The sequence below is a fragment of the Streptococcus sp. OMI870 genome, from assembly GCF_047460295.1.
Classification (GTDB): Bacteria; Bacillota; Bacilli; order Lactobacillales; family Streptococcaceae; genus Streptococcus.
Genome location: NZ_JASHGM010000001.1, coordinates 753578 through 778017, shown reverse-complemented (window position 1 = coordinate 778017; position 24440 = coordinate 753578). Strand labels below are relative to the sequence as shown.

Below are 24440 nucleotides of genomic sequence, written 5' to 3'. Positions count from 1 at the left end.
TCTTGTATAATCGTTTTACTTAAAATATTATTTGAGCCCGCTTTATAAGTGGGCTTTTATGGTATAATAAAAGCGAATGTTAATATAAAAACAGGGGAAGCAAATGTCTAATTTTAAAGAAAAACTACCATTATTTCAATCGAACGACGTTCAGATTTCAAATGTGGTCAATGCAGTTTGGTCGATTGCCAACACCTTACGTGGGGCTTATCGTGCAGATAAGTATCGAGATGTCATCATTCCGATGTTTGTCTTAACTCGTCTAGAAGCTGCCTTATTGCCAACCAAAGACGAAGTAGTGGCCCTTTATCAGTCAAATCCCAATACACCAGAGAAGGTTCTTGAGAACAAATCTGGTTACAAATACTATAATACTAGTCCTTTCACACTTGAAAACCTTCAAAATGATCCCAATGCGATCGAAGAAAATTTTATTGCCTATCTAGATGGCTACTCTTGTCGTGTGAAGGATATTATTGAAAATCTGAAGTTTAAAGAACAGGTCCACACGCTTGCAAAGTCTGGGCGTCTTTTTACTGTCATCAAAAAGTTCTCTCAGATCGACCTATCACCAAGTTCTGTGGACTCTATGGTGATGGGCTATATGTTCGAGGATATCATCCGTCGTTTTTCTGAAAATGAGGAAGCTGGATCTCACTATACACCTCGTGAAGTCATTGCTCTAATGGTCAATCTGCTCCTGATCGAAGCCGATGAAGAATTATTTGTCGATAAAAAAGAGTTGAAAATCTTAGATATGGCTGCTGGGACAGGTGGTATGCTAACGACAGCCAAAAGTTACATCCGTCAACTAGATACAGGAGCGACTGTCCGTCTTTTTGGTCAGGAAGTTTTAGATGAAACTTTCGGGATTGGTCGAGCTGATATGTTGATTCGTCAGGAAGACTCGGATTATTTTGTGAAGGCGGATACCCTAAAAGATCCCGATCCATTCCCAGATACGAAGATGAGTTTTGTCATTGCCAATCCTCCTTTTGGTCAATCTTGGGGCGGGAAAGATGCGGAAGATGGCGTCGAGGAAGCTGTTAAGGCAGATCATAACCTCTTTGTTACTACAGAAGGTCGACAAGGACGTTTTGTAGCGACTCCGGGAACTGGCGATGCACAGCTGCTTTTCCATCTTCATGGTTTAGCTAAACTAGAGGAAAACGGACGAGCGGCTATCATTTCAAACGGTTCACCTCTCTTCTCTGGGGGCACTTCATCTGGGGAAAGTCAGATCCGCCGTTACATCCTTGAGAATGATTTACTAGAAGCTATTATTGCCCTTCCAGGACAGTTTTTCTACAATACAGGGATTGGGATTTATATCTGGATTTACAATAAAAATAAATCTCCTGAGCGTCAAAACAAGGTCCAGTTCATCGATGCGACGGAAGAGTTTGTTCCTTTGCGTAAATCTCTGGGACAAAAACGTCGTGAGTTGTCTCAAGACAATATCCGCCAGATCCTCAAATGGTATGATGATTTTAAAGAAAATGACCATGTGAAGATCTTTGATAAGAATGAGTTTCTATACCGAGAGTATACAGTCATGCAACCTTTGCAACGACGTGGCTGGATTACTAAAGAAACTATTGAGAAGTCCAAGAGTGTTTCTTTCCTAGCTAAACTATTTGACGAATACCAGTATCAAGAATTACTAGAGAAGGAGCCACGCTCAGCAAAAGAGGAGAAAAAATTACAAGACTTCGAAGCTGGAAAGACTAAGCAAGAAGCTATCTTAGATGCTCTTCATGAAGGAATCACGGATGACAGTTATCCTAACTTTGAAAGCTTTGTCCAAGTCGTTAAGGATTTATTGGGGGATATCAAGGTAACGCCCGCTAATATCAATGCTTTAGCCCTAGCTATGAGTGAGATGGATAAGACGGCAGAAGTTATCCGCACTAAGAAGAAAGACAAGCCAAATGAGATTGCTGGAGGGATTGTCTATGATAAGACAACCAAGGATAGTGAAATCGTCAAGCTGACAGAGGATGTGGAAGACTACTTTGCGCGTGAGGTCTATCCCCATGTACCTGACACTCACTACTGGTTTGATGAGGAGAAGGGCTATGGAGCCGAGATTCCTTTTACCCGCTATTTCTATCAATACCAAGAACCAGAAAGTGCAGACAAGCTCTTGGCAGAGTTTTATGACTTGGAAGCAGAACTACAGACTCTCTTGGAGGAACTAAAACATGACTAGGATGAAAGAGAGTGGTATCGACTGGATTGGACAGATTCCGGAAGAGTGGGAGAGTGGGAAAGTTAAGTATTTTTCAAAAATATCTGCAGGTGCGACTCCCGATAGAAATAATTTGTTGTTTTGGAACGGGGATATAAATTGGATGTCATCTGGTGAAGTTAATCAAGAAATTGTAAAATATACTGCTGAAACTATAACAAATTTAGCATTGAAGAACTCTTCGACAAAACTGTTGCCCATTGGTACGGTAATGCTTGCTATGAATGGGCAAGGAAAAACAAAAGGTACTGTAGCAATTTTAGCTATTGAGACGGCATCAAATCAATCATTAGCGTCATTTATAGTCGATGGAAACAGGCTAAATAATCAGTATTTATATTACTTTTTTAAAGCTGGATACTCTTATATAAGAGGGTTAAAAGGCGAGGATAGGGATGGACTAAACTTACAGTTAGTTTCAAATATTACTGTTCCTTTATTTGATATCAAAGAACAACAAAAAATTGCTGATTTTCTAGACAAGAAAACCACCCAGTTAGATAAAGCTAAAGCACTACTGGAGGAGCAAATTCAAAAGCTCAAAGACTACCGCTCTAGCTTGATTTATGAGACCGTCACAAAAGGACTGGATAAAACAGTCCCAATGAAAGATTCAGGAATCGACTGGATTGGACAGGTGCCTGAAGGATGGGGAGTGAAAGCTATCAAATATATCTTTGATGAAATTGGTAGTGGTTCTACGCCTAAAAGCGATAATGAAATATTCTATGATGGTGATATAAATTGGATTCAATCTGGAGATTTATATCAAACTGATACAGTGACGAGTGTAAGTAAAACTATTAGTTATCAAGGTTTTAGATCTACTTCGGCATTAAAAATATATCAACCACCTTTTGTTGCTTTAGCAATGTATGGTGCTTCAGTTGGCAATGTGGCTGTGAGTTATATTGATGCTTGTGTTAATCAGGCAGTTGTCGTAATGTCGGGATCCTCTGAAAAAGTTGGTTTTGGGAAATATGCCATAGAAGCAAGTAAAAGTAATTTAATTTTTTCTGCACAAGGTGGAACTCAACCAAACATCAGTCAAAATTTAATTAAAAATTGGAGTATTCCTCAGCCTAAAAGTGAAGAACAAGACCAAATTGTTGATTTTCTTGATAATGAAACAAGCAGAATTGATGAACTAATTAAAATCAAGTTCAAGCAAATTGAAAATATTAATAAACAACGACAAACGCTTATTTATGATTATGTAACAGGGAAGAGGAGAGTATAATAAATGGTTGCATATGGTGATGATAATCGAAAAAAGGTCAAATTCCTCTATTTTCAAACTCGTGTTGAGTATAGACAAAATAATAATATTGTTCATGAGATGTATGACTTAACTACGTGGTGTTCAGATGTGATGGCTAGTTTATCTATTTCAGATAAGAATTATGAATTTGGTGGAGACACAATTCGTTTGCAAAACATGCATGTGAATCATGATGGGCTATTGGAACTACGTTTTACGAGGTTAAGTGAAATCCAAACATCATATGTAGCTCGTAAGACTTCAGATATGGAATCAGATTTTATATTGGAAGAAAATGAGTATCCTGCTCAAGATACAATGATATTATTTGATCCTGAAAACTGTGTTGCTATGGTACAAAGAAATATTCAAGGTCTGTCTATTCATGGAATTATTGAATATATAAATTATTTCTGGAATTTAGAAAGAACAGATAAACAGAAAATAGATTTTTTACCAATAGTATCTAAAGAAATATTTCAGAGAGTACGAAGATGCAATGGGGTTAAAAAACTAACAATAAAAACAGCGAACACGTTTGACAAGGAGGATAATGTTGCAAGAAAGGTTTCGGATAGTCTTAACGGTGTTTTAGAAAAAATAATAAATGATGCTTCACCGTTAAATGGCCTAAATATAGAAGTTTCTTTTGTCGCAGCGCCTAGGACTAAAGAGGAAATACTAGACATTGAAGAAGTTGATGAAATTATGAAGCAAATCGAAGAAAATCCTCATTCATTTTCAAAGGCCCATATGTCTATATTGAATGAGTATAATAAAATTGAACCTTTGAACTTATTAAATGCGCTTATTTTTGACACTTATGAATTTACTTTACCACCCAAACAAAGATTAAATCCTGAAAGTGTTCTTTTTGAAATGAAGAGATTATATCTGGGTGATGAATATACAACGGCGCGCAAGCATGAAATAAATAGGACAATACAATGAAAAATTCTATTCTAAATATGACTTATCCTTGGTTTCTGGGATTATTTGTTTTATTTTTAAGTCTATGTTTGTCTATAGGACCTGACATGTTAGGGTACGAAAATATTCTAGAATCTCTTATTCAGTTTTCGGGACTAATTATTGGATTTTATACATCTATGTATGGGATTGTTTTAGTTGCAGGAAATTTACTACTTACTAAGTTTGAAGAAAATAGAGTTGAGAAAGTATTCAAGAATAATCTAATTCAATCCTTAATATCAGCTTTTGCTATATATATTTTTTCTGTTATTATGCAAGAACTGCGCCATCATGAAAATGTATTGTTTTTATTAGGTGAGAATCAGATAAAAATTAATTATGCCGGTTTTTATATTTGGATATTTAGTGCAGGTGTATTTTTAGGTATGTCATATCGTTCAATAAGACTGCTTTTAAAAATGTTGTTCTACAAACCTGAGAATGGTGTAAAATTGAAATCAAACACAGACGCAGAAACAGAAGAAGAAAAATCAGAAAGATACTCCCGAATTAACGGAGAAAAATACTAAATATTGAAGATTGTCTGGTATAGATAGTAAAATGAATTTTCTGTAAGTTGGTAAATACTGGAATTAGAGAAAAAGAAAGTGAGAAACTATGGCAAATTTGGGCTTGAAGGAGCGCTATGATTTCCAGCAGTGGATTATCAAAGACTTAAAAGAAAAAAATGGTTATATCCAGCGGGATGCTGCCCAGTACGACCCTCGATTAGCCATGGATGTGGAACTCCTCTGGGATTTTCTGATGGAAACCCAGGAGGAGACCATGGATTATCTTCTTAAAAAACTGAGTAAGGAGACGATCATCAATCTCATCAATACAGAAATCGTCAAGGGTGGGTTTTTGTTCGCCTTAAAAGAGGGTGTCTTTATTGAAAACAAGCAACTGTGTCTTCTCTATCGCAAACCTGCGACTAGTTTTAATGAAAAGGCCCTTCAGCAATACCAAGCCAATCGCCTGTCTGTGATTGAGGAGGTGGTTTATGAAGAGGATGATCGCATCGACCTTGTTATCTTCATCAATGGATTGGCTCTTTTTGCTATTGAGCTTAAGTTCAACCCAAATGGACAATCGGTCCAGGATGCTATTAAGCAGCTCAAGGGTCGTAATCCCAAGAATCGCCTCTTTCGTTTTGAGCAGGGAGTTTTGGCTTCCTTTGCTGTAGATATCTTGGAAGTTTACATGACTACCCAGTTAAAAGGTCAAGAAACCTACTTCCTACCCTTTAATATGGGAAAAGGAGAAGGGATTGACACAGGAAGTGGAAACCCCCATAATCCAGACGGAGTGGACACAGAGTATTTATGGCTAGATGTCCTGACCATGGATAGTATTCTCCAACTGGTTGAGAGTTTCATCTTTTATGAAGTCGATAAGACTAACTCTAAAAAGAAAACTCTTATCTTCCCAAGATATCATCAACGTAGAGCGGTCAGTCGTCTTCTGGAAGATATGAAGATCAATCATACGGATAACAATTATTTGATTCAACACTCAGCTGGTTCAGGGAAAACAAATACCATTGCTTGGCTTGCCCACAGTTTAGTGTCTCTTCATGATGATCAAAATAGAAATATCGTTGATACAGTTTTAATTGTCACAGACCGTATTGTAGTAGACCGTCAGTTACAAGACGCTGTTAGACAGATTAATCATAAGAACGGTGTCGTGAAAGTGATGGGTGATCGTGAGACATCAAGTGATTTAGCTGATGCCATCGCAGGGAATACAAAGATCATTGCTACCACAATCCATAAATTCGCACAGATTAATCAGTCGGATTGGATGTCTGTAGGCAACACTGCCAACAAGAAGTTTGCTATTTTGATCGATGAGGCGCATAGCTCTACGACGGGCTCTTATATGAGTTCAGTTAGTCAGGTCTTGACTGAAACGGATACAGAAGATAGAACCATCGATGAGGTTCAGGAAGTAACCGTTGCAGATGCGATTGAGCAGGAGATTGCGCGTACAGGTAAGCAAGATAACGTTTCAATCATTGCCTTTACAGCCACTCCTAAGGCAACCACCCTACAGTTGTTTGGTACGACACAGTCAGACGGCTCGAAAGCTCCATTTGACGTCTATAGTATGAAACAAGCAATCAATGAAGGCTTTATCTTGGATGTCCTGAACAACTATACGACTTATAAGAGATACTGCAAGTTAAATAAAGCTGTAGAAGAAGATCCTGAACTGAAAACCACAATTGCAAAACGTAAGATTGCTAAGTTTATTGAATTGTCTGATGAAAATATCAATCAAAAAGTTGAGATCATTATGGATCATTTTATCAGCCATGATATTATGGCTGAGTTAGGTGGACATGGGAAGGCAATGATTGTGACATCTGGACGTGAAGCTGCGGTGAAGTACCAACTAGCCTTTCAGAAATATTTTGAAGAACATAGTATTACTAGTATTGGGACCTTGATTGCTTTTTCAGGTAAGGTAAATTATCGTGGTAAGGAGTACTCTGAATCACAGATGAATCACTGTAAAGAAGATGCCCTAAAAGATCAGTTTAATACAGCTGACTATCAGGTCTTGATTGTGGCCAACAAATACCAAACAGGATTTGATCAACCAAAGTTGGTGGCCATGTATGTAGATAAGAAATTACGGAGTGTTGCGGCTGTTCAGACATTATCCCGTCTGAATCGAATCTTCAGAGGTTACAACAAGAAAACCTTTATTCTTGATTTTAAAAACACTTATGAAGACATTCAATCTGCTTTTGCTCCTTATTATCGAACAACGATTTTATCAGAAACAGTTTCGCCTCGGGATGTCTTAGATTTGGATCGGAAATTAGACGAATATGGCATTTTAGATACAGAGATTGTACATGAGTTCAATCAATATTTGTATCAAGAGAAACGCTCTAGTCGAGATAAACAAAAGATGGTGGCTCTTCTGAATCAAGGCTATGAGAGAGTCAGACGCTACACTGATAAAGAACAGTTATCTATTCGTAAGGTGATTCGAGGTTTCTTACGCATGTATACCTTCTTGATTCAAGCAACTGCTTATCAAAATGAAGTCTTACACGAGAGATACAATTATCTTCAACGCTTAGTGAAGATGATTGATGTTCGGATTGGTAGTGATGACTTTACGATTGCCGATAAGATAGTCGTTGATTATATGAAACATAAAAAGACGGGTTCATTTGTGGGAGTTTCTGAATTAGATCAAAAGTATGAAGTGAACTTACCTAAACCAAGTTTAACATCAGTGACAGAAGACCAAGAAAAGCGCTTATCAGAAATCTTGGAAGAAATAAATGAACAGTTTGATTTGAATATTGAACCTGAAGTTGGAATGAGCGGTGCAGTCTCTATTCGAGAGTTATTGAAGAAGAATCCAAGGCTTAAACAATCAGCACATGTGAACTCTCGTGAAGATTTTAAGTTTGCTTTTGAAGAGGAAATAGACAATGCATTAACAGAAGGGTATTCTCAAAGCCAAGATTTGTATGGAGCACTTCTCAACAATGAAGCCTTTAAAAAACGGATTGCCAATATCTTCATTGATGATGTCTATCGACATTTGAAAGCCGAATAGTATCCTTTCTAAAATTAGAAAAATCTAGTCTAACTTCAATGATTTGTGATATAATGTTAAAGATTGAAAATAATTTGAAAAAAATTAAGGAGAATCCTCATGGGACGTAAATGGGCCAATATTGTAGCCAAAAAAACTGCCAAAGATGGTGCTAACTCAAAAGTATATGCCAAATTTGGTGTTGAGATCTATGTAGCCGCTAAAAAGGGTGAACCAGATCCAGAATTGAATACTGCTTTGAAATTCGTTATCGACCGTGCTAAACAAGCGCAAGTGCCAAAACACGTGATTGATAAAGCGATCGATAAGGCAAAAGGAAATACTGACGAAACCTTTACAGAAGGGCGTTACGAAGGGTTCGGACCAAATGGTTCGATGTTGATCGTTGATACCTTGACGTCAAACGTTAACCGTACAGCTGCCAATGTCCGTGCGGCTTTTGGTAAAAACGGCGGTAACATGGGAGCTTCTGGTTCTGTATCTTACCTCTTTGACAACAAGGGTGTCATCGTCTTTGCTGGTGACGATGCGGATGCTATCTTTGAACTCTTGCTTGAAGCAGATGTGGATGTAGATGATGTTGAAGCAGAAGAAGGAAGCATCACTGTTTACACTGCTCCAACTGATCTTCACAAAGCGATCGTTGCTTTACGTGAATCAGGTGTTGAAGAATTCCAAGTAACTGAATTGGAAATGATTCCTCAATCAGAAGTTGAGTTGTCAGGTGAAGATTTGGAAACCTTTGAAAAACTTTATAGCGTTCTTGAAGACGATGAAGACGTACAAAAAATCTACACCAACGTAGATGGATTCTAATCACTCGTACGGACTGTAGTGAAATTAAAAATTAAAAAAAAGGATAGCTTCTCAGATAAAGCTATCCTTTTTTTGTAAGAAATGTCCTGTATAAGCGTAAATACGAGTCAGGGGTGATTGGGAGAGTGTGGAAACCTTAAAATAGAAATAATGGTCTCGATGATCTCGACTTTTAGTATGGTGGAGACGAAAATAATTTCGCTGGCCTGCTGCCATAGAGTGGAGAATATCGTCTTCTAAAAAGACGAGCGGCGTAGAAGTAGCCGCCCACTTGTAAAAGTCTGTCTCAAATTGGTGGTAATTCTCTGAAAAATAATCAAATTGTAATTCGTGTTTAGTCTGAATCGGTTTCATACGGTGTTTCCTCAGCTTCAATAAAAATGATAGAGGTCAGAAGGAGCCGGTGGTAGTGGCCATCGCTTTTGAGAAGAAGCTCAGAAGCAGATAAGGTGTGAATCGAACCTGTGTAGGTTGCAAATTGATTCCCCTCTAGAGTCGTGATCGAGATCGTCGTTTGTTGTTGGAAGGCCTGCTCGAGGAGCTGAATCTGTTCAGCAAATGGAAGAACCGTGAGCTGACTGCGGTTGATTTCTTTGGTGTGAAGGGCAGTTGTGTGCTCAGATAAAAAGAAGCCGGCCCATTTGGCCATGCCACGGTCTTGAAATTCGCGTGCGGATTGATAAGGGAGATAAGAACGGTCGATCATGTTAATCCATCTAAGCCTCCTGCGGAATGTCCGCCTGTTAGTTTACTGCGTGCAATGGCGCGTGAGTTTTCTAGTAATGAGGAGCCTTTCTGAAGAGAGGTAAAGCCAAATTGGTCCCGAATGCGGTCAATCGTCTGCTGGAGTTTCTCCTCTTTTTCCAAGGCTACTGGATCATCGAAGAGAGAAAAGAGTTGAAGAGACTCCTCGACAAGTTCTCCATAAAAAACACCAATCTGCCGAATGGCGCCTCCTTCGTACTTGGAGCGAAAGAGCCGCAGAACCGTATCGGATAAAACCTTGGTGGATTGGGTGGGCTCAATCTTTTGCTGGCAGTGAATGGACGGAAGCCCCTCGATTTTGGAGTAGGAGGCATGAATGGAGACCAGTTGGGTCTTCTTTTTTTTCCGTCGCAAGCGAATAGCCACCTGTTCAGCCATCTCCCGAAATACCAGTTCAATGTCGGCTTGTAGATAGTAGTCATAGGGCAAGATTTGAGAGTTACCAATGCCTCGTGATTTCGGACGATAAGGCTTGTGGACATTGCTTTCATCAATGCCATGAGCATGGAACCACAGTTGAAGACCCATGACTCCGAATTCTTTCTTTAAGAGATCTGGGTGAGCCTGGGCTAGTTCAGCAATCGACGTGATCCCGATCCCTTGCAATCGTTTTTCAGTGCGACGTCCAATACCCCAAAAATCAGTGAGCTGGGGCAGTTTCCAGACCTTCCTTTCTACATCTTCATAAGACCAATTGGAGCGCATATTTCGACAATGCTTGGCTTCATTGTCCAAGGCTAGCTTGGCAAGAAGGGGATTGGCGTTGCTGAGGCCGATGGTAGAGTAGATTCCAGTTTCCTGCCAGATCCTTTTTTGGATTCTGGCAGAAAGGAGATCCAGTTTTTCCTTTCGAGAGAGGGAGGAATCTGGAATAAAATAATTTAAGGAAGAAGTCAGATCGATAAAGCCTTCGTCAATCGAGTAAGGGAAAATATCATCTGGTGCCGCAAATTCCTGAAAGACCTTCTGAATCTCCATATTGACCTGAATGTAGGCATTCATCCGTGGAGGCACAATCAGAGTCCTCTTGGCCCAGGATTCAATGGATGCAATAAAGGCTGGATCTGTTGGCAATCCTTGCTTTTCGGCGACGTAGCTATTAAATTTTCTGGTTTTGAGATCAAAAGGTAGGTCGTAGCTCCGGCTGACATTTTTCTTGCCAAAGACTTGTTTGAAAACGGGAGAGCTGGCCAAAATCAGGCCAGCAGAATTGTCGCTTCGGCTCATGACACAAAGGGAAGTGGTCAAGGGATTGAGCCCCAGACGGACACACTCACAGCTAGCATAAAAACTTTTCATATCCACAAAAGCAATATCAGAATGAGGCTCACGTGAATAATCAAATAGCATACTTACACCTCAAGTGGAAGAAAATGCCCGACTACAATACCGACGATTTTGGGCTCGTCTTCATAAGGAGCAAATAAATCGTCATAATCAGGGTTGATGGATTCTAAGAGCAAGCCTTCCGCTTCCCGATAGACTTTCTTGATGTAAGTTTTTCCATTCCAGATGAGGGCGTAGACAGCTCCATCATAGTCAAATCCGGTCTGCTTCATGAGGGCAACAGAGCCATTGGGGTAGAGAGGTTCCATGGAATTTCCGGATACCCAAGATGCGAAGTCATGCTGGATCTCTTTGTCAAAATAGACGGTTTCATAGTCTGTTTCGTTATCATAAAAGGTATGTCCTAAACCAGCTGCCAGCTCAATTGAAAGAACCTTATAAGCCGTCAAGGAAACAACTTTTTGCTGCTGCTCTAATAACTGGCTGGCCAATTGGTCGACTTTCTTTTGATGAGGTGGGGTTAATAAAGGGTAGGTGTAGAGTGCAGACTCTTTGTTAATAAAGTAGTCCTCTTTAACGGAGAGGCGCTTGGCCAACCTCCTGAGATTTTTTTCGTGTGGCTCCGCTAAGCCATTCTCCCAACTGGAGTAAGTCTTGCGAGAAATTTTGAGATCCTCGTAGACATCTGCTTGGGTCAAGCCTTTTTCCAGGCGTCTTTCTTTTAGTTTTTTTGCATCAAACATGTCGCTTCTCCTACGTAACGTTTTAAAAGTTACATATAGTTTATCAAAAATAAAATCCTTTTGCAAGAGAAAAATTCCGTTATAAGGGGATGGAAAGACTTGGATTTTAAGTGAAAAAAGAGTATAATCAGTTTTACAACTTCTATCAACGAGGGATTATATGAAAAAAAGTTTTATACACCAACAAAAAGAAATTTCGTTTGTTAAAACGACTTTTACACAATATTTAAAAGATAAATTGGACATCATTGAAGTCCAAGGGCCAATTTTGAGCAAGGTCGGAGACGGGATGCAAGATAACCTTTCTGGGATTGAACATCCGGTATCTGTAAAGGTCCTTCAAATTCCTGATGAGACTTATGAAGTCGTGCATTCACTTGCGAAATGGAAACGCCATACCTTGGCACGTTTTGGGTTTGGCGAAGGCGAAGGCCTCTTCGTCCATATGAAGGCTCTTCGTCCAGATGAAGATTCGCTAGACGCCATCCACTCTGTTTATGTAGACCAATGGGATTGGGAAAAAGTCATTCCAAATGGTCAACGCAATATCGCCTACCTCAAAGAAACAGTTGAAAAAATTTACAAGGCGATTCGGTTAACAGAACTAGCAGTAGAAGCGCGTTATGATATTGAGTCTGTCCTTCCAAAACAAATCACCTTCATTCACACTGAAGAATTGGTGGAACGCTATCCAGACTTAACTTCAAAAGAGCGCGAAAATGCCATTGCCAAAGAATTCGGAGCTGTTTTCTTGATCGGGATTGGTGGAGAGCTGGCAGATGGCAAACCACACGATGGACGTGCACCTGACTATGATGACTGGACAACAGAATCTGAAAATGGCTACAAGGGATTGAATGGTGATATCCTTGTATGGAATGATGTCCTAGGTTCAGCCTTTGAGTTGTCTTCAATGGGAATCCGTGTCGATGAGGAAACGCTTCGCCGTCAAATTGCGATTACAGGGGACCAAGATCGTCTCCAATTAGAGTGGCACAAGGCCTTGTTAAACGGTCTTTTCCCACTCACAATTGGTGGAGGGATCGGGCAATCTCGTTTGGCCATGTTCTTACTTCGTAAGAAACATATCGGTGAAGTCCAAACCAGTGTCTGGCCTCAATCTGTCCGCGATGAATATGAAAATATCCTATAAGGAAGGAAAGAGTCGAGCAGAGTGCTCGGCTCTTTTAATTGTCGCTTGACCATATCAAATCGCAATTTTCTGAGTTTTTTTGGTATAATGGTCCCTATGAAAATAGTATCTGGAACCTATGGGGGACGTCCCCTCAAAACACTTGAAGGAAAAACAACCAGGCCGACTTCTGATAAGGTCAGAGGGGCCATGTTCAATATGATTGGTCCTTACTTTGACGGTGGAAGAGTGCTGGATCTCTATGCTGGAAGCGGTGGTCTCTCTATCGAAGCAGTTTCTCGAGGCATGTCAGAGGCCGTTCTAGTGGAAAGAGATCGCAGAGCGCAGGAGATTATAGCAGCCAATATTGCCATGACCAAGGAAAAGGAACGGTTTCAACTACTAAAAATGGAGGCCAAGCAAGCCTTGGGGCTTCTAACGGGCACCTTTGACTTAGTTTTCTTGGACCCTCCTTATGCCAAGGAAGAGATTGTCCGCGATATCGAAACCTTGTGCGAGCGTCAACTCTTGTCAGAGGATATCCTAATTGTGTGCGAAACCGATAAATATGTAGAACTTCCTGAGGAAATCGGACAAGTGGGAATCTGGAAAGAAAAAATCTATGGAATTAGTAAGGTAACAGTATATGTCAGATAGAACTGGATTGTTTACAGGATCGTTTGATCCGATTACCATTGGGCATGTGCAATTGATCGAGCGAGCTAGTCGCTTGTTTGACCGTGTCTATGTCGGAATTTTTTATAATCCGGAAAAAGTCGGACTCTTTTCCATTGAGCAGCGCGTGCGCATGGTGGAAGGGGCCTTGGCTCATTTGGAAAATGTTGAAATTGTGACGTCGACCCAAGAGTTGGCTGTGACAGTGGCGCGCAATCTTGGGGTTATCACCTTGATCCGGGGCTTGCGCAATGCGCAGGATCTGGTATACGAAGCTAATATGGATTATTTTAATCACCAGTTAGCGCCTGAATTGGAGACGGTTTATCTCTACGCTCAGCCTCCTTACCAGGCCATTAGTTCGACGCGTATTCGAGAGTTGCTGGCTTTTCAGCAGGATATCTCACCGTATGTCCCAGAGAGTGTAATGGAGGAAATTAAAGATGACACAAGCGAATAAACCAAGCTTGACCCCTAAAAAGAAAAAAGGACGGTTGAAAGAATACCGATGGCCGATTGCAGGAGTTCTTTTCTTGCTTCTCTTGCTAGCTGCTTTTGTGATCCGCCTTCCCTATTATATTGAGATGCCGGGAACGGCAGAAGATATTCGATCCGTCATGACAGTGGATGGAAAAATGGATACCAAGTCAGGATCCTATGATTTTGTAACCGTAGCAGTGAAAGAGGCGACCCCAGCTGATTTGATCTATGCTTGGGCGACACCTTTTACAGATATCTACTCTGCCAAGGATATGACAGGTGGTAGTTCGAGCCAAGAATTTACGCGAATCAACCAATTCTATATGGAAACCTCGCAAAATATGGCCATTTACCAAGGATTGAAGACAGCTGGCAAAGAAACCCAGATGGATTTTCTTGGTGTTTATGTCATGCAGGTGGCAGATGATTCGACCTTTAAAGGAGTCTTGAACATTGCGGATACCGTAACTGGTGTGAATGGCAAGACCTTTAAGAGTTCCAAAGAATTGATTGATTATGTTGGTTCTCAAAAAATTGGCGACCCTGTTTCGGTGACCTATATAGAGGATGGACAAACCAAGACCGCAGACGGAAAGATCATCAAATTGTCCAATGGGAAAAACGGAATCGGAATTAGCCTGATCGACCGGACTGAAGCCAAAGGCGATGTTCCTGTCCAATTTGCGACCCAAGGGATTGGTGGACCAAGTGCCGGCATGATGTTTAGCCTAGCCATCTACACTCAAGTGGCTGATCCAGATCTTCGTCAGGGACGCCATATTGCAGGGACAGGAACCATTAACCAAGATGGAACGGTTGGCGATATCGGTGGGATTGACAAGAAAGTCGTCGCAGCCGATAAAGAAGGAGCAGAAATTTTCTTTGCCCCTAATAACCCTGTTTCCAAAGAAGAAAAGAAAGCCAATCCCAAGGCTAAATCAAACTATGAAACCGCTAAAGAAGCAGCGAAACAAATTCATTCGAAGATGAAAATTGTGCCTGTCAAAACCCTTCAAGATGCCATAGATTATTTGAAAAAGAAGTAGAAGTATCTTGTTAGATCAGTCTCGTACTTGAAAGTACGAGGTAGAGTTGGCAGATAGGAAGATTCACCTTCTAATCAAATTCAAGTTTTTGCTTATCAATCTCTCTATTTTTAGAGGGATTTTTTCTTTATACTGGTATCAGAAAGAAAGGGAGGTAGTGAAATGATTCAAAACAGTTTGTTTTCCATTTCAGTATTTTTAGCGGGAGTTCTATCCTTTTTCTCCCCGTGTATTTTGCCACTGATGCCAGTCTATGTAGGGATCTTATTAGATTCTGAGCATGAAAAAACGGTGCGTATTTTTGGAAGAGATATTTCTTGGTATGGTTTGGTCAAGACCCTCTGTTTTATTGCTGGTCTATCAACCGTATTTCTCATCCTAGGTTATGGTGCAGGGGCCCTTGGCCAGGTACTTTATGCTCCATGGTTTCGCTATCTGCTAGGAGGGATTGTCATCTTATTGGGAATCCATCAGATGGGCCTCATCAATCTTCAGCAACTCCAAAAACAAAAGAGTATCCAACTGAAGAAGGACGAAAAACGCAATGAATTCTTCAATGCTTTTCTGATAGGGGTCACCTTCAGTTTTGGTTGGACCCCTTGTGTCGGACCAGTTTTGAGCTCTGTTTTAGCCATTGCAGCTTCTGGAGGAGATGGGGCTTTACAAGGCGCTCTCCTGATGCTGGTCTATACATTAGGCTTGGCGCTACCCTTCTTAGTCTTGGCTCTAGCTTCTAGCTGGGTTCTACAACATTTTGCTAAACTCAAGCCCCATATGGGAACCTTGAAAAAAATTGGTGGTGCCCTCATCATCTTGATGGGTATCTTGCTGATGCTAGGAAATCTTAATAGCCTCGCATCTTTGTTTCACTAATCTTAAGGGATTAAAGGAGAAAAATCATGAAAAAAATTCTTACACTTACCATTGCTACACTTAGCATCGTCACTTTAGCAGCTTGTTCTGGACAGAAATCAGATTCAGACATGAAAAAAACGGACGATAGTAGTATGATGAAGAAGGACGATATGAAGAAGGATGACATGAAGGATTCATCCATGTCCGATGATAAAATGAAAAAAGAAGACATGAAAGATTCATCTATGGTGTCTGACAGTAGTTCTGAAATGAAGGACGATATGAAAAAAGATGAGATGAAATCCAGCGATTCAGAAATGAAAGATGAAAAGAGTGGATCATCTGATATGAAGTCAGACAAGGAATGAAAGAAGGGAGAGGTCATCTGAGGATGACTTTCTCCTTGTTTAAAGAGGTGATAATGATGAAAAAATTAGCTTTAGTAGCTGCAGGATTCTTGTGTACTGGACTTTTAGGCGCTTGTTCAAGCCAAGGAATGGCCACTTCCAATAAAGACATGAGCCAACAAACAGCCAAGGCTGGGGCTAGGCAACCATCTGGCAAGAAAGTGAAGGATGTTAGCCTGCAAGGAGTGGATGGTAAGACCTACCGATTATCCGATTACAAAGGGAAGAAAGTTTACCTCAAATTTTGGGCTTCCTGGTGCTCAATCTGTCTTTCAACATTAGGCGACACAAATGATTTAGCAAAGGCAGAGGAGGGTAAGGATTATGTGGTCTTATCCGTTGTAGCTCCAACTTTTAATGGTGAAAAATCGGAAGCAGATTTCAAAAACTGGTACCAGTCTTTGGATTACAAGGATTTCCCAGTCTTGCTGGATAGTAAAGGGGAGCTGTTAAAAGAGTATGGGATTCGGTCTTATCCATCGGCACTCTTTATCAATAGTGATGGGACGTTATCGAAGAGTCATATTGGCTATATGAATAAAGAGGATATCCTCAAGACCCTAGAAAACATGCAGTAAGGAGATAGACAATGGAAACAAAATGGAAAGTGTTTGCTATCCTTCTCATTGGCTTATTATCTATTGGTTTCTTTTTCTATAGTAAGGGAGCAAACGGAATGGATCAATCAGAAATAAGCACTGAGATGATTAAAAAAGCATCGATGAGTCAGACTCCAGTAGCCAAAAAGGAAACAAATGAAAAGGTTGATCCAAAGGATCAGCGTGAAATTTATTTGGCTGGTGGTTGCTTCTGGGGCGTAGAGGAATATTTCTCCCGTGTCCCAGGTGTGATTGATGCCGTATCAGGCTATGCCAATGGAAAGGGAGAAACGACCAAGTATGAATTAGTCCCTCAAACAGGCCATGCTGAAACAGTTCACATCACTTACAATGTCAAGCAGGTATCTCTGAAAGAATTGCTCCTGCATTATTTCCGGATTATCGACCCAACGTCGAAGAATCGTCAAGGAAACGATCAAGGGACTCAATACCGAACAGGTGTCTATTATGTCTCTCAAGGGGATCTTCCAACTATTAACCAAGTCTTTGAAGAGGTATCAAAAAAATACGACAAACCGTTAGCAGTGGAAAAAGAGCCACTGACCAATTTCATCAAGGCTGAAGACTACCATCAGGACTATCTACAGAAACATCCGAATGGCTATTGTCACATTGATGTGAATCAAGCTTCTTATCCGGTTATTGACGCTAGTCGCTATCCAAAACCGAGCGATGAAGAGATCAAGAAGAAGTTATCGCCCGAAGAATATGCAGTGACGCAAGAGAATGATACAGAGCGTGCTTTTTCTAACCGCTATTGGGATAAGTTTGAAGCGGGCATCTATGTGGATGTCGTAACAGGAGAGCCTCTCTTCTCCTCAAAAGATAAATTTGATTCTGGTTGTGGTTGGCCAAGCTTTAGCCGACCGATCAGTCCGGATGTGGCAACCTACAAGGAAGATAAGAGTTTCAATATGACTCGGACAGAGGTTCGGAGTCGAGTAGGAAATTCCCATCTAGGCCACGTCTTTACTGATGGACCTAAGGAAAAAGGTGGCCTTCGTTACTGCATCAATAGCTTGTCAATCAAATTCATCCCTAAAGCAGAGATGGTGGAAAAGGGCTACGGCTATTTGTTGGACTATGTCTGAGACTTTTTGCGACCTACTTTGATATAATGAGCATAATAAAGGTAAGTAGGTGAAACACATGTATTCAATCATGATTGTAGAAGACGAAGAGCTAGTTCGGCAGGGACTTACTTCTCTAGTGAATTATGAACAGTTTGGGATGACCGTCATCAACCAGGCAGAAAATGGCCGTGAGGCCTGGGAGAAGTTTCAAGATCGACCAGCCGATATCCTTCTAACCGATATCAATATGCCACAAATGAATGGCTTGGATTTAGCCCATCTCGTCAAAGAGCAGTCTCCGTCTTGTCATATCATTTTTTTGACAGGTTATGATGACTTTGAGTTTGCGAGAAAAGCCATCAAGTTAGGTGCAGATGATTATTTGCTGAAGCCTTTTTCAAAAGATGATATTGAAGAGATGTTAGCAAAGGTGAAAGGAAAACTCGATCAAGAGCGAAAAAAGGCACAAGTCGAAGATTTGGTCAGTCATGGTTATTCGACAGACTTAGAAGAAGCTATTCATGCTCGTTTAGCAGATTCCCAGTTAACCCTGAAGGATTTGGCCTATCAACTTGGTTTCAGTCCCTCTTATCTAAGTGTATTGATCAAGAAAAAATTGGGACTCCCCTTCCAAGAATACCTCATCCAAGAGCGAATGAAGAAGGCTCGCCTCTTGCTTCTCACGACAGATTTAAAGATTTATGAGATCGCCGATCAGGTTGGTTTTGAAGATATGAACTATTTTTCTCAACGCTTTAAGCAGGTTGTTGGGGTGACGCCAAGGCAGTACAAAAAAGGAGAGCATGAATGAAACGATATCCCTTGCTGATTCAGCTGGTCCTCTATTTTTTTCTCTTCATTCTCTTACTTTTTGGTCTCATCGGTAGCCTTTACTATCAAACGAGTTCAGGGACGATCCGCCAGCTAACGGAGCGGACGACAAGAAATAGTATCGACCAAAGTAGTCAGTTTATTACGTCTTATCTAAAAAAATTAAAGCAGACCACAACAGTGCTTAGCAAGGAACAGGCTGTTCAACAATTTGCCCAAGATAAGAGTGCGGATCAAGAAACGGTTCAGCACTTGATGCGAACGATGATTGAAACGGATCCGGACTTGGTCTCTGCGGTCTTGGTGACCAAGGATGGACGTCTGGTAGCGACAGATTCCAAAATCAGCATGCAGACTTCATCAGACATGATGAATGAAAGCTGGTATCAAGAGGCGATTAAGGAAAGAGCCATGCCAGTTTTGACGCCAGCTCGAAAGGAATCCTTGACCTCGGAAAAAGAAAAATGGGTGGTTTCTATTACCCAAGAAGTAGTCGATCAGACTGGTCAAAATCTCGGAGTAGTACGCTTGGATATTGGCTACGATAGCTTACAGGCTTATTTGGATCACCTGCAGCTAGGGAAACAAGGCTTTAGTTTTATCATTAATCAAAAGCACGAGTTTGTCTACCATCCTAAAAAAGCGGTCTATTCCTCCAGCCAAGAGATGCAGGCCATGCAGCCCTATATTGCTGTGACAGATGGCTATGCAAAAGGAGGGCAGAATTTTATCTATCAAGTTCCGATTCCAAATAGTGATTGGACCTTGATTGGAGTGGCTTCACTTGAAGGACTTCAGATGCTTCAGTCGCAGCTCCTGTACTCTTTTATTGGCCTAGGATTACTAGCTTTGATCATGTGTTTAATAGGGATCGGCTTTGTTCTGCGTTTGTGGATCAAACCCTTACGAGACCTTCAGACTATCATTTTGAGGATTGGAGCAGGAGATGCTCACGTGAGAGCTGCGGCCAAAGGATCTCCAGAATTGGTGGACCTCGCTCAAGCTTTTAATGCCATGTTGGACCAAATCGATAACCTCATGCAACAGGTTAAGGAAGAGGAGCAAAACGCGCGGCGTTATGAGTTACGGGCACTTTCGGCTCAGATTAATCCGCACTTCCTCTATAATACCTTGGATACGATTGTCTGGATGGCGGAGTTTAATGATAGTCGGCGCGTGGTCGACATCACTAAGTCTCTGGCTCAATATTTTCGACTGGCTCTCAACCAAGGCCAGGAACAAATCCTACTGAGAGATGAAATTGACCATGTCCGCCAGTATCTTTTCATTCAGAAGCAACGTTATGGTGAAAAGCTCAACTATGAAATTCTAGAAGATGAACGGTTGGGCGACTATCAGCTCCCCAAATTGGTGCTCCAGCCCTTAGTGGAAAATGCGATTTACCATGGCATTAAAGAGATCGATCGGCCAGGTCTCATTCGAGTGACGACTGAAGTCAGTGGAGACTACGCCTGCGTATCGATTTTTGACAATGGACGAGGGTTTGACCGATCAGATTCAACAGACCAAACCCTTCTTTGTTTAGGAGGTGTTGGCTTGAACAATGTGGACCAACGATTGCATCTTCAATTTGGCGAAGCCTATCATATGGAGATTGATTCTAAGGCCAATAGCTATACCAAAATTACTCTTTTTTTGCCCCTTTCATCATCTGATGAACATGTATAGAGACAAAGATTGCTTTCTTTGTCTCTTTTTCCTTTTGGAAACTCTCAATGTTGAATTTCAACTCTTTTCTAGTCAAATCTAACGCAAGTCATCAAATTTATGATAAAATAAAGTGTTACAGTAAATAGATTTTGATGAAGGAACACTATGCGAAAAGAGATTGCCCCTGAATTATATAATTACAATAAATTTCCTGGACCTGTCTTTCATCAGGTAGGAGACCAAATCCGTTCAGAAAACCTCTCCTTTGAGCTCTTGAAAAATGAGAAGGAAGCTTTTGATGCGACTGTTTTTGGTCAGCGATTTTCTGAAATTTTAACCAAGTTTGATTACATTGTTGGTGATTGGAGCAATGAGCAGTTGCGCTTGCGTGGCTTCTATAAGGAAGATCGCGATGTTGCAACGATGGACAAATTAAGTCGCTTAGACGATTATTTGTTAGAGTATTGTAGCTATGGGTGTGCTTATTTTGTCCTTGAAAATAAGGAGCCTCATCGTGCTTCTTTTGATAAGAAATCACCGGTCAAAAAGGCTCAATCAGAGGCAAGGGAACCTAAAAAGCGTTCACGCAATCGCAAACAAAAAGATCGTTTCCAAAAACGAGAACGCGAAAAGGGACAGCCGGCGAAAAACTCGAAAAAAACAAGATCATCTGCTGAGACTAAAAAGGCAACGAAGGCGGACAACAAACGTCATTTTGTGATTCGACAAAAAGAGGAGTAAAAAAGAATGAAACCATCCATTTATAGTTTAACACGCCAAGATATGATTGATTGGGCGGAAGAAAATGGCGAAAAGAAATTCCGTGCAACACAAATCTGGGAATGGCTCTATCGCAAACGCGTCCAGTCCTTTGAAGAAATGACCAACCTATCCAAAGACTTAATTGCGAAGTTAAATGATCAGTTCGTCGTCAACCCACTTAAGCAACGAATCGTGCAAGAGTCAGCAGACGGAACAGTCAAATACCTCTTTGAATTGCCAGACGGGATGTTGATTGAGACTGTCTTGATGCGTCAGCACTATGGTTTATCTGTCTGTGTAACGACTCAAGTAGGATGCAATATCGGTTGTACCTTCTGTGCTTCTGGTTTGATCAAGAAACAACGCGATTTGAATAATGGTGAAATTGTGTCTCAAATCATGTTGGTTCAAAAATACTTTGATGAACGAGGCCAAGATGAGCGGGTCAGCCATATCGTTGTCATGGGGATCGGAGAACCATTTGACAACTATAACAATGTCTTGAAATTTATCCGGACGGTCAACGATGACAAGGGATTAGCGATTGGTGCTCGTCATATTACCGTATCAACTTCTGGTTTGGCTCATAAAATTCGTGACTTTGCAAATGAAGGTGTGCAGGTCAATTTGGCAGTGTCTCTTCATGCACCAAACAATGACTTGCGCTCTAGCATCATGAAGATCAACCGGGCTTTCCCAATTGAAAAATTGTTTGCAGCGATTGAATACTATATCGAGACTACGAACCGTCGGGTGACCTTTGAGTACATCATGTTGAATGAAGTCAATGATGGGGTTGAGCAAGCCTTAGAGTTGGCAGAATTGCTCAAGAATATCAAGAAATTGTCTTATGTTAACTTGATTCCTTACAATCCTGTCAGTGAGCATGACCAATACAGCCGGAGTCCAAAAGAACGGGTCATGGCATTCTATGATACCTTGAAAAAGCATGGTGTCAATTGTGTAGTCCGTCAAGAGCACGGTACAGATATTGATGCTGCCTGTGGCCAATTGCGTTCAAATACCATGAAACGGGATCGGGAGAAAGCAATTGTTCAACATGCGCAACCTTAAACAAGGGCTGATGGATCATACAGAACTAACAAAAAGAGGAAGAAAGCTGTTACGGAGTAGCAGCTTCTTCTATTTTATCCTCTTGTGTCTGATGTGTTTTTTGCCCCAACAGCCAGAGCCAGGTATGGAAACACCGGGGATTCAACATTTCGGTCGCATCGTCGTCTTGCTGGTTCCTCTTAATTCGGTGATGAATCTTGGCCAGATTACCAGTCTCATCCAACTCATTAAGGTCATTCTCCAAAACGTAGCCAATATCTTTTTGTTAAGCCCGCTGGTCTTTCAACTCCTCTGGTTATGGCCCAGGTTGAGGAGTCGCAACCGGGTTTTACTCTTTGGCTTTGGTCTAAGTCTATGGATTGAATGCAGCCAAGTTCTGTTAGACCTCTTGTTTGATGCCAATCGTGTCTTCGAGCTAGATGATTTGTGGACCAATACCTTAGGGGCTTACCTGGCTTATCTAGTCTTTCAGTATCTCCGAGCACGATTACTAGCAGAAGATGGAAAAATATAAAATCCGAACATTTTAGTGTCTTTTTGAAATTTTTGTTGACAAAGTCAGAAGCGGGAGCTATAATAGCTTCAAGACATCAGAAAAGTAGGGATTTTTCTCACTTCCAGGGAGCTTGTGGTGATTGTGAACAAGCAGTGGTGAATCTTGAAATGGGCTGATGCGTTTATGATGATGAATTTGAAACAATAAAAATTCGGTGAGCACACCTTATCGTGCACCCTGTTGTTAGACAGGTCAGAGATGTAGGAGAAAGACTATCTTCCTACAATGGAGGTGGCACCGCGGTATCGAATCGTCCTCACACAGATTTTTCTGTGTGAGTTTTTTTGTATCTCAAAGGAATCCAGTGAGACTGCAGCTCCAAGGACCAGCGAGAGAGAAAAAAGATCATAAACAGAATTGAAGAGATAGAAAAGAGGACACAATCATGACAGACACAAAAGGATATTTCGGACAATTTGGTGGATCTTTCGTACCAGAACCTATTCAAAACTTGCTTGATCAATTAGAGGCAACCTTTGAACAGTATAAAAATGACCCAGAATTTATCACAGAATACAAACATTATCTGAAAGATTATTCTGGACGGGAAACACCGCTCTACTTTGCGGAAAGTTTGACAGATCATTTAGGTGGGGCGAAAATTTATTTGAAGCGCGAAGACTTGAATCACCTAGGTTCTCATAAATTGAATAACGTCTTGGGGCAAATCCTCTTGGCCAAACGTATGGGCAAAACGCGCGTGATTGCTGAAACAGGAGCCGGTCAACACGGTGTGGCTACAGCAGCTGCAGCAGCTAAATTTGGTATGGCCTGTGATGTTTACATGGGAGCAGAAGATGTGGAACGCCAACGTCTCAATGTCTTCCGTATGGAAATGATGGGGGCAACCGTCCATGCGGTTGAAACAGGTACTAGGACCTTGAAAGACGCTGTTGATGCTGCTTTTGGAGCATGGATGGCGGATCTCGATGCCTTTTACGTTTTGGGTTCTGCTGTTGGCCCTCACCCTTACCCAACCATTGTGCATGAATTCCAAAAGGTGATTAGTGAAGAGTCTAAACGTCAAATCTTGGAAAAAGAAGGTCGTTTGCCAGACTATGTCATTGCCTGTGTCGGTGGGGGATCCAATGCCATCGGTGCCTTCTCCCAATATGTAGGTGATGAAGAAGTCAAATTGGTCGGTGTTGAAGCGGCAGGTCATGGTTTGGATACTGATCAGCACGCAGCGACCATGACCAAGGGGACAGTTGGAGTTGTCGATGGCATGAAGACCTATGCTGTCTTTGGAGAAGATGGAAAAGTAGCGCCAGTGTACTCAATCTCTGCTGGTTTGGACTACCCAGGGGTTGGTCCAGAGCATGCCTTCTTTAAAGACTCTGGTCGTGTTGAATACGTAGCAGCGACAGATGATGAAGCAGTTCAAGCCCTTCTTCTTCTCAGTAAGACAGAAGGGATCCTCCCAGCTATCGAAAGCTCACACGCGATTGCAGAAGCGGTTAAACGTGCTCCAAAACTGGATAAAGACAAGATCATCATCATTAATGTTTCAGGACGTGGGGATAAGGACGTAGCTGCTATTGCAGATTATCTAGAAGCGAAAGCTGCAAAATAAGA

General features: G+C 41.2%; 24 protein-coding genes and 1 other annotated feature. Of the genes, 20 read left to right on the top strand and 4 right to left on the bottom strand.

Translation table 11 applies throughout. The features are described from left to right. Positions 1 to 103: 103 nt before the first annotated feature. The 6 genes from QM968_RS03910 (at position 104) to QM968_RS03885 (ending at position 8888) form a co-directional block, all read left to right on the top strand. Positions 104 to 2212 carry a type I restriction-modification system subunit M gene (locus tag QM968_RS03910; protein WP_414382415.1) on the top strand — a complete coding sequence of 703 codons (2109 nt, stop codon included), beginning with the start codon at positions 104 to 106 and terminating at the stop codon, positions 2210 to 2212. Next, positions 2205 to 3491 (top strand): restriction endonuclease subunit S, encoded by a 1287-nt coding sequence (locus QM968_RS03905; RefSeq protein ID WP_371611110.1) that lies wholly within the window; start codon positions 2205 to 2207, stop codon positions 3489 to 3491. The genes QM968_RS03910 and QM968_RS03905 overlap by 8 nt, the downstream gene beginning before the upstream one ends. Positions 3492 to 3494: 3 nt before the next feature. After that, positions 3495 to 4463: a DUF6731 family protein gene (locus QM968_RS03900; RefSeq protein ID WP_414382411.1), complete on the top strand. Its 969-nt coding sequence runs from the start codon at positions 3495 to 3497 to the stop codon at positions 4461 to 4463. Further along, positions 4460 to 5014 (top strand): hypothetical protein, encoded by a 555-nt coding sequence (locus QM968_RS03895; protein ID WP_371611112.1) that lies wholly within the window; start codon positions 4460 to 4462, stop codon positions 5012 to 5014. Before QM968_RS03900 ends, QM968_RS03895 begins: the two co-directional genes overlap by 4 nt. Positions 5015 to 5102: 88 nt before the next feature. After that, complete coding sequence (locus tag QM968_RS03890; RefSeq protein ID WP_414382409.1) at positions 5103 to 8072, top strand: type I restriction endonuclease subunit R; 2970 nt, start codon at positions 5103 to 5105, stop codon at positions 8070 to 8072. Positions 8073 to 8171: 99 nt separating this feature from the next. Then, positions 8172 to 8888, top strand: coding sequence for a YebC/PmpR family DNA-binding transcriptional regulator (locus QM968_RS03885; RefSeq protein WP_049514178.1), 717 nt, complete (start codon positions 8172 to 8174; stop codon positions 8886 to 8888). Between the two features lie 51 nt (positions 8889 to 8939). Here the strand turns inward: QM968_RS03885 and QM968_RS03880 are convergent, their stop codons facing one another. The 4 genes from QM968_RS03880 to QM968_RS03865 are packed head-to-tail and all read right to left on the bottom strand — an operon-like array spanning position 8940 to position 11683. Beyond that, complete coding sequence (locus tag QM968_RS03880) at positions 8940 to 9242, bottom strand: DUF5960 family protein (RefSeq protein WP_049514180.1); 303 nt, start codon at positions 9240 to 9242, stop codon at positions 8940 to 8942. Further along, positions 9223 to 9594 carry a hypothetical protein gene (locus QM968_RS03875; protein WP_414382406.1) on the bottom strand — a complete coding sequence of 124 codons (372 nt, stop codon included), beginning with the start codon at positions 9592 to 9594 and terminating at the stop codon, positions 9223 to 9225. The genes QM968_RS03880 and QM968_RS03875 overlap by 20 nt, the downstream gene beginning before the upstream one ends. Next, on the bottom strand, positions 9591 to 11003 hold the full coding sequence (locus tag QM968_RS03870) for a Y-family DNA polymerase (RefSeq protein ID WP_414382404.1): 1413 nt from the start codon (positions 11001 to 11003) through the stop codon (positions 9591 to 9593). The genes QM968_RS03875 and QM968_RS03870 overlap by 4 nt, the downstream gene beginning before the upstream one ends. A 2-nt stretch (positions 11004 to 11005) precedes the next feature. After that, on the bottom strand, positions 11006 to 11683 hold the full coding sequence (locus QM968_RS03865) for a helix-turn-helix domain-containing protein (protein WP_414382401.1): 678 nt from the start codon (positions 11681 to 11683) through the stop codon (positions 11006 to 11008). A 160-nt stretch (positions 11684 to 11843) separates the two neighbouring features. On the opposite strand from QM968_RS03865, the gene asnA reads away from it, so the two are divergent. From asnA to trpB, 14 genes are all read left to right on the top strand, one after another. Beyond that, the gene (gene asnA / locus QM968_RS03860; protein ID WP_414382398.1) at positions 11844 to 12836 is read left to right on the top strand and encodes an aspartate--ammonia ligase; all 993 of its coding nucleotides are present in this window, start codon (positions 11844 to 11846) and stop codon (positions 12834 to 12836) included. A 96-nt stretch (positions 12837 to 12932) separates the two neighbouring features. Continuing rightward, positions 12933 to 13472, top strand: coding sequence for a 16S rRNA (guanine(966)-N(2))-methyltransferase RsmD (gene rsmD / locus QM968_RS03855; RefSeq protein WP_414382396.1), 540 nt, complete (start codon positions 12933 to 12935; stop codon positions 13470 to 13472). Then, entirely contained in the window at positions 13462 to 13950 is a 489-nt protein-coding gene (gene coaD, locus QM968_RS03850; RefSeq protein ID WP_414382394.1) for a pantetheine-phosphate adenylyltransferase, read from the top strand. The genes rsmD and coaD overlap by 11 nt, the downstream gene beginning before the upstream one ends. After that, positions 13934 to 15016: a SepM family pheromone-processing serine protease gene (locus QM968_RS03845; RefSeq protein ID WP_156671493.1), complete on the top strand. Its 1083-nt coding sequence runs from the start codon at positions 13934 to 13936 to the stop codon at positions 15014 to 15016. The genes coaD and QM968_RS03845 overlap by 17 nt, the downstream gene beginning before the upstream one ends. Before the next feature lie 162 nt (positions 15017 to 15178). Beyond that, positions 15179 to 15889: a thiol-disulfide oxidoreductase-associated membrane protein CcdA2 gene (gene ccdA2 / locus QM968_RS03840; protein ID WP_414382391.1), complete on the top strand. Its 711-nt coding sequence runs from the start codon at positions 15179 to 15181 to the stop codon at positions 15887 to 15889. 26 nt (positions 15890 to 15915) lie between these two features. Then, positions 15916 to 16239 (top strand): hypothetical protein, encoded by a 324-nt coding sequence (locus QM968_RS03835; RefSeq protein ID WP_414382389.1) that lies wholly within the window; start codon positions 15916 to 15918, stop codon positions 16237 to 16239. Between the two features lie 56 nt (positions 16240 to 16295). Further along, positions 16296 to 16856, top strand: a complete 561-nt coding sequence (locus QM968_RS03830; protein ID WP_414382479.1) for a redoxin family protein — start codon at positions 16296 to 16298, stop codon at positions 16854 to 16856. Positions 16857 to 16867: 11 nt separating this feature from the next. Next, entirely contained in the window at positions 16868 to 17989 is a 1122-nt protein-coding gene (msrB, locus tag QM968_RS03825; protein WP_009732380.1) for a peptide-methionine (R)-S-oxide reductase MsrB, read from the top strand. 58 nt (positions 17990 to 18047) lie between these two features. Then, entirely contained in the window at positions 18048 to 18782 is a 735-nt protein-coding gene (locus QM968_RS03820; RefSeq protein WP_414382385.1) for a response regulator transcription factor, read from the top strand. After that, positions 18779 to 20491, top strand: a complete 1713-nt coding sequence (locus QM968_RS03815) for a cache domain-containing sensor histidine kinase (protein WP_414382382.1) — start codon at positions 18779 to 18781, stop codon at positions 20489 to 20491. The genes QM968_RS03820 and QM968_RS03815 overlap by 4 nt, the downstream gene beginning before the upstream one ends. Before the next feature lie 147 nt (positions 20492 to 20638). Further along, positions 20639 to 21214: a YutD family protein gene (locus QM968_RS03810; protein WP_414382380.1), complete on the top strand. Its 576-nt coding sequence runs from the start codon at positions 20639 to 20641 to the stop codon at positions 21212 to 21214. Between the two features lie 6 nt (positions 21215 to 21220). After that, entirely contained in the window at positions 21221 to 22309 is a 1089-nt protein-coding gene (gene rlmN / locus QM968_RS03805; protein ID WP_009732384.1) for a 23S rRNA (adenine(2503)-C(2))-methyltransferase RlmN, read from the top strand. Then, on the top strand, positions 22296 to 22823 hold the full coding sequence (locus QM968_RS03800; RefSeq protein ID WP_414382377.1) for a VanZ family protein: 528 nt from the start codon (positions 22296 to 22298) through the stop codon (positions 22821 to 22823). The genes rlmN and QM968_RS03800 overlap by 14 nt, the downstream gene beginning before the upstream one ends. Before the next feature lie 67 nt (positions 22824 to 22890). Beyond that, positions 22891 to 23126 (top strand) — a binding site (T-box leader). Between the two features lie 124 nt (positions 23127 to 23250). Then, a complete protein-coding gene (trpB, locus tag QM968_RS03795; protein ID WP_009732386.1) occupies positions 23251 to 24438 on the top strand; it encodes a tryptophan synthase subunit beta in 1188 nt (395 codons plus the stop codon). Positions 24439 to 24440 lie beyond the last annotated feature (2 nt).

Bases quoted from the DNA above. Each gene is read 5' to 3' on its own strand.
- QM968_RS03870 (WP_414382404.1), bottom strand. From the start codon at position 11,003: ATGCTATTTGATTATTCACGTGAGCCTCATTCTGATATTGCTTTTGTG.
- QM968_RS03810 (WP_414382380.1), top strand. From the start codon at position 20,639: ATGCGAAAAGAGATTGCCCCTGAATTATATAATTACAATAAATTTCCT.
- QM968_RS03830 (WP_414382479.1), top strand. From the start codon at position 16,296: ATGAAAAAATTAGCTTTAGTAGCTGCAGGATTCTTGTGTACTGGACTT.
- QM968_RS03835 (WP_414382389.1), top strand. From the start codon at position 15,916: ATGAAAAAAATTCTTACACTTACCATTGCTACACTTAGCATCGTCACT.
- QM968_RS03890 (WP_414382409.1), top strand. From the start codon at position 5,103: ATGGCAAATTTGGGCTTGAAGGAGCGCTATGATTTCCAGCAGTGGATT.
- QM968_RS03845 (WP_156671493.1), top strand. From the start codon at position 13,934: ATGACACAAGCGAATAAACCAAGCTTGACCCCTAAAAAGAAAAAAGGA.
- QM968_RS03815 (WP_414382382.1), top strand. From the start codon at position 18,779: ATGAAACGATATCCCTTGCTGATTCAGCTGGTCCTCTATTTTTTTCTC.
- QM968_RS03900 (WP_414382411.1), top strand. From the start codon at position 3,495: ATGGTTGCATATGGTGATGATAATCGAAAAAAGGTCAAATTCCTCTAT.
- ccdA2 (WP_414382391.1), top strand. From the start codon at position 15,179: ATGATTCAAAACAGTTTGTTTTCCATTTCAGTATTTTTAGCGGGAGTT.
- QM968_RS03895 (WP_371611112.1), top strand. From the start codon at position 4,460: ATGAAAAATTCTATTCTAAATATGACTTATCCTTGGTTTCTGGGATTA.
- QM968_RS03875 (WP_414382406.1), bottom strand. From the start codon at position 9,594: ATGATCGACCGTTCTTATCTCCCTTATCAATCCGCACGCGAATTTCAA.
- asnA (WP_414382398.1), top strand. From the start codon at position 11,844: ATGAAAAAAAGTTTTATACACCAACAAAAAGAAATTTCGTTTGTTAAA.
- QM968_RS03885 (WP_049514178.1), top strand. From the start codon at position 8,172: ATGGGACGTAAATGGGCCAATATTGTAGCCAAAAAAACTGCCAAAGAT.
- QM968_RS03910 (WP_414382415.1), top strand. From the start codon at position 104: ATGTCTAATTTTAAAGAAAAACTACCATTATTTCAATCGAACGACGTT.
- QM968_RS03905 (WP_371611110.1), top strand. From the start codon at position 2,205: ATGACTAGGATGAAAGAGAGTGGTATCGACTGGATTGGACAGATTCCG.
- QM968_RS03880 (WP_049514180.1), bottom strand. From the start codon at position 9,242: ATGAAACCGATTCAGACTAAACACGAATTACAATTTGATTATTTTTCA.
- QM968_RS03865 (WP_414382401.1), bottom strand. From the start codon at position 11,683: ATGTTTGATGCAAAAAAACTAAAAGAAAGACGCCTGGAAAAAGGCTTG.
- QM968_RS03800 (WP_414382377.1), top strand. From the start codon at position 22,296: ATGCGCAACCTTAAACAAGGGCTGATGGATCATACAGAACTAACAAAA.
- trpB (WP_009732386.1), top strand. From the start codon at position 23,251: ATGACAGACACAAAAGGATATTTCGGACAATTTGGTGGATCTTTCGTA.
- coaD (WP_414382394.1), top strand. From the start codon at position 13,462: ATGTCAGATAGAACTGGATTGTTTACAGGATCGTTTGATCCGATTACC.
- QM968_RS03820 (WP_414382385.1), top strand. From the start codon at position 18,048: ATGTATTCAATCATGATTGTAGAAGACGAAGAGCTAGTTCGGCAGGGA.
- rlmN (WP_009732384.1), top strand. From the start codon at position 21,221: ATGAAACCATCCATTTATAGTTTAACACGCCAAGATATGATTGATTGG.
- msrB (WP_009732380.1), top strand. From the start codon at position 16,868: ATGGAAACAAAATGGAAAGTGTTTGCTATCCTTCTCATTGGCTTATTA.
- rsmD (WP_414382396.1), top strand. From the start codon at position 12,933: ATGAAAATAGTATCTGGAACCTATGGGGGACGTCCCCTCAAAACACTT.